The 3963-nt window shown below is 75.2% G+C and carries 5 protein-coding genes; 2 read left to right on the forward strand and 3 right to left on the reverse strand.

Annotated elements, in window-relative coordinates; translation table 11 throughout:
- Positions 1 to 355: 355 nt before the first annotated feature.
- From LLG88_14930 to LLG88_14940, 3 genes are read right to left on the reverse strand one after another with little or no spacing between them, the layout of a single operon-like run.
- Positions 356 to 1516, reverse strand: coding sequence for a deoxyguanosinetriphosphate triphosphohydrolase (locus LLG88_14930; protein MCE5248200.1), 1161 nt, complete (start codon positions 1514 to 1516; stop codon positions 356 to 358).
- A complete protein-coding gene (locus tag LLG88_14935) occupies positions 1513 to 1782 on the reverse strand; it encodes a ferredoxin family protein (GenBank protein ID MCE5248201.1) in 270 nt (89 codons plus the stop codon). Before LLG88_14935 ends, LLG88_14930 begins: the two co-directional genes overlap by 4 nt.
- A gap of 22 nt (positions 1783 to 1804) precedes the next feature.
- A complete protein-coding gene (locus LLG88_14940; GenBank protein MCE5248202.1) occupies positions 1805 to 2551 on the reverse strand; it encodes a dihydrofolate reductase family protein in 747 nt (248 codons plus the stop codon).
- A 41-nt stretch (positions 2552 to 2592) separates the two neighbouring features.
- Between LLG88_14940 and thiE the strand changes: the two genes are divergently transcribed.
- Both thiE and LLG88_14950 read left to right on the forward strand, forming a co-directional pair.
- Positions 2593 to 3288 (forward strand): thiamine phosphate synthase, encoded by a 696-nt coding sequence (gene thiE / locus LLG88_14945; GenBank protein ID MCE5248203.1) that lies wholly within the window; start codon positions 2593 to 2595, stop codon positions 3286 to 3288.
- 77 nt (positions 3289 to 3365) lie between these two features.
- The coding region (locus LLG88_14950) for a bifunctional hydroxymethylpyrimidine kinase/phosphomethylpyrimidine kinase (protein ID MCE5248204.1) at positions 3366 to 3963 on the forward strand (598 nt) is incomplete at its 3' end.

Genomic DNA, 3963 nt, shown 5'->3' on the forward strand with positions numbered 1-3963 from the left:
CCCCTCTCGGTCGGTCCTCGCCCGCGCAGCACGCCGTCAACGCTCTCGAATGGCCGAAATGCGCCGTTTTTCAGCAGCGTCCTACACGTCGCGCGCAAAGCCCCGTCGTCGCGTCGATGTCCGCGTCGCGCGCAGAGCCCCGTCGTCGCGTCGATGTCCGCGTCGCGCGCCGAGTCCCGTCGTCGCGTCGATGTCCGCGTCGCGCGCAGAGCCCCGTCGTCGCGCCGATGTCCGCGTCGCGCGCAGAATCCCGTCGTCGCGTCGATGTCCGCGTCGCGCGCAGAGCCCCGTCGTCGCGTCGATGTCCGCGTCGCGCGGCGTCCGCGCGCCGGTCGATGCGGCCGTGGCCAAAAGGTCAGTGCGTGGCCGAGGGGAGCGCGTCGGGGCCGAGACCGCCGCAGAGGCGGCGATGCTCCTGCAGCGCGTAGCGGTCCGTCATGCCGGCTATGTAGTCGCAGACCGCGCGCGGCAGCCCGTCCTCCTCCGCGCGGACGCGGAACCGCTCCGGCATCTCCCCCGGCGCCCCGGAGTAGGAGTGGAAGAGGTCGCGCAGCACTCCCGCGCAGTAGCTCTTCGCCTCGACGATCCGCGGATGCTTGTAGAGACGCTCGTTGAGGCGGCGCTTGAGGTTCTTGTTCTCGGCGGCGACCTCCGGCGAGAGCGAGACGAGCCAGGCCCCCTGCGCGCGGACGTCCGCGACCGAGCGCACGCCGCGCGCCTCGATCGCCGCGCGCGTCGCGGCGACGAGGTCCGAGACGAGGACGTCGATCAGCCGCCGCAGCGCGATCTTGACCCACATCCGCTCCGACTGCGCCGGATAGGCCGCCCGCGCCTCGGCGAACGGCCGGCCGAAGATCGGCGCCTCCTCCGCGAACTCGCCGACGTCGAGCAGCTTCGACTCCAGCCCGTCGTCGATGTCGTGGTGGTTGTAGGCGATCTCGTCCACGAGGTCGATCAGCTGCCCCTCGAGCGTCGGCGGAACGCCGGGCAGGTACTCCGCCGCCTCCGGTGCGCGGCCGACGTCGGGCGGACCGGAGTGCTTGGCGATCCCCTCCCGCGTCTCCCACGTGAGGTTGAGGCCGGGGAAGTCCGGATACCGCTCCTCGAGCGTCTCCACCACGCGCAGCGTCTGCCGGTTGTGGTCGAAGCCGCCGAGGCCCTTCATCAACGGGTCGAGCACGTCCTCGCCGAGATGGCCGAACGGCGTGTGCCCCATGTCGTGCGACAGCGCGAGCGATTCGGCGAGGTCCTCGTTGAGGCCGAGCGCGCGGGCCACCGTGCGCGCGATCTGCGAGACCTCGAGCGAATGCGTGAGGCGGGTGCGGTAGTGGTCCCCCTCGTGGTTGAGGAAGACCTGCGTCTTGTACTCCAGCCGCCGGAAGGCGCGGCAGTGGATGATGCGGTCGCGGTCGCGGGCGTAGACCGGCCGGAAGGCGTGCTCCGCTTCCGGGTGGCGACGGCCGCGGGTTTCCTCCTCGCGCTGCGCCCAGGGCGCCCGCCCGTCCGCGCCGGTCATCGGCGGCCGCTCTTGTACCACGCGGCGTTGATGCGGATCGACGCCTTGCGCTCCTCGGGGACGTACTCCTCTTCGAAGATCGCCGAGACCGGGCATTCCGGCTCGCACGCGCCGCAGTCGATGCAGGTCTCGGGATCGATGTAGAGCTGGGCCGCTTCCGCGTGTCCCGGCTCGTCCTTCGTCGGGTGGATCGCCGCGACCGGGCAGACCGCGGCGCAGGCGCCGTCCTTCCTGCCGGCGCAGAGTTCGGTGATCACGTAGGCCATGAACGAACCTCCGGGGTGGCCTTTATTCTTGCGGCGAGGCCGCGCCCGGGGCAACCGAAAGCGGCCGGAAGGCGTACCGCAGGAACAACTCGTCGCCCGCGCGCTCGACCTCGAGGAGCTCCAGGCGGCGCCGCGCGGCGAGCGGCCAGCCGTCGCCCCCGACCGGCGTCGGCGCCGTGCGGCCGCCGATCACCGTCGGGCAGAGCGTGAGGCGCAGCTCGTCCAGCAGGTCGGCGGCGACGAAGCGGGCGACGAGCTCCCCGCCCCCCTCGACGAGGATCGTGCGTCGCCCTTCGGCGGCGAGCCGCGCGGCGAGCGCGGCGACGTCCACCGCGCCTCGGCCGAGGCGCAGCAGGCGCAGCGCCCCCGAGGCGAAATGCGCGGCGAGCGGGCGCAGCGGCGCCTCCGGCAGGTCCTCCGGCACGGCGAGAATCCGCTCGTCGGCCGGCTCGCGCAGGAAGCGCGCGTCCGGCGAAACGAGGCCGGAGGCGCTGACGACGACGACGGCGAGGTCCTCCGCCCGCCCCTCGGCGACCCGCCGCCGGCGGCGCGCGGGGTCGCGCACGCGCAGCGGCGGATCCTCCGTCCGGACCGTCCCCGCGCCGACGACGACGGCGTCGGCCGCGGCGCGCAGCACGTCCATCCGCTCGCGGTCGCCGCGGCTCGAGAAACCCGCCCCTTCCCGCAAATGACTGTCGATCTTGCCGTCGGCGCTCATCGCCAAGTTGGCGATAATACGGAGCGCGGGCGGCCGCGCGGCGTTCGTCATGCGCCGATGGTACGGCCTTTGGCCCGCGCGAGGAAACGTCGATGATCGAGCGCGCGCCGTTCGCCGAAGTCGCCGTCCACGTCGTCACCGGGCCCCGGCCGGGGGGTTGGCCGGCGGAGCGCGACGCCGCGCTCGCCGCGATCTCCGCGGGGGCGCGGATCGTCCAGCTGCGCGACAAGACGTCGTCGGCGCGCGAGCTGGCGGAGAAGGCGCACGAGCTGGTGACGATCTGCCGCAAGCGGGGCGCCTACGTGCTGGTCAACGACCGGCTCGACGTCGCGCTCGCCGCGGGCGCCGACGGCGCGCACCTCGGCGAGAGCGACCTGCCGTGGCGCGAGGCGCGGCGGATCGCGCCGCGGCCGTTCCTCCTCGGCTTCTCCGCGGCGACCGCGGAGAGCGCGCGCGAGGCGCTGGCCGCGGGGGCCGACTACGTCGGCGCCGGCCCGGCCTACGTCACCGGGAGCAAGCTCGACGCGGGCGACCCGCTGCCGACGGCGCGCTTCGGCGAACTGCGGGCGCTGCTCGGCGAGACGCCGCTCGTCGCGATCGGCGGAATCGCCTGCGGCGGCGCCGCGCCGCTGGTGCGCGCCGGCGCCGACGCCGTGGCCGTGATCAGCGCGGTGATGGGGGCGGACGATCCGGGCGAGGCGGCGCGCCGCCTCGTGGCCGAGGTCCTCGCCGCCCGCGCCGAGCGCGCTGCGCTCGCGGCGAAGCGTCACCCGCACAAGCGCGGCTGAGAGGGCGCGCGACGCCGCGGGAGCGGCGGGGAGAAGCGCAAGACGGCGCCGACGGCGCGGAAGACGGAGAGCGGGCGGTGAGCGACGAGGAGCGGAACGGACGCGACGACGGGACGCGCGGGGCGACGACCCCGGCGGTGATCGTCGTCGCCGGCGTCGATCCCGGCGGCGGCGCGGGGATCGCGGCCGACGTCGCCGCGCTCGCCGCGCTCGGGGTGCGCGCCGCGCCGGTCGCGAGCGCGCTCACCGTGCAGACCGACCGCGGCGTGGCCCGCGTCGAGCCGGTGGACGACGAGCTGTTCGCGCTGCAGCTCGACGCGGCGCTGGAGTCGGTCGGCGACGCGGCGCGCGCCGTCAAGACCGGCCTCGCGGTTTCGCGGCGCCACGCGGAACTCGTCGCCGCCGCGGCGCGCGGGCGCGGGCTCGCGCTGGTCGTCGATCCGATCCTCGCCTCCGGCACGGGGCACCGCTTCGTCGCCGGCGACCCGGCGGAGATCCTGCGCCCGCTGCTCGACGCGGCGACGATGGTCACGCCGAACGCCGCCGAGGCCGCCGCGCTCTGCGGCACGACATGGGCCGCGCGCCCCGACCAGCTTCCCGAGCTGGCGCGGGCCCTCGCGACCGACCGGCGGACGGCGGTCGTGACGGCGGGCGACCTGCGCGCGCTCGACGGCC

Source organism: bacterium (genome assembly GCA_021372775.1).
Classification (GTDB): Bacteria; Acidobacteriota; Polarisedimenticolia; order J045; family J045; genus JAJFTU01.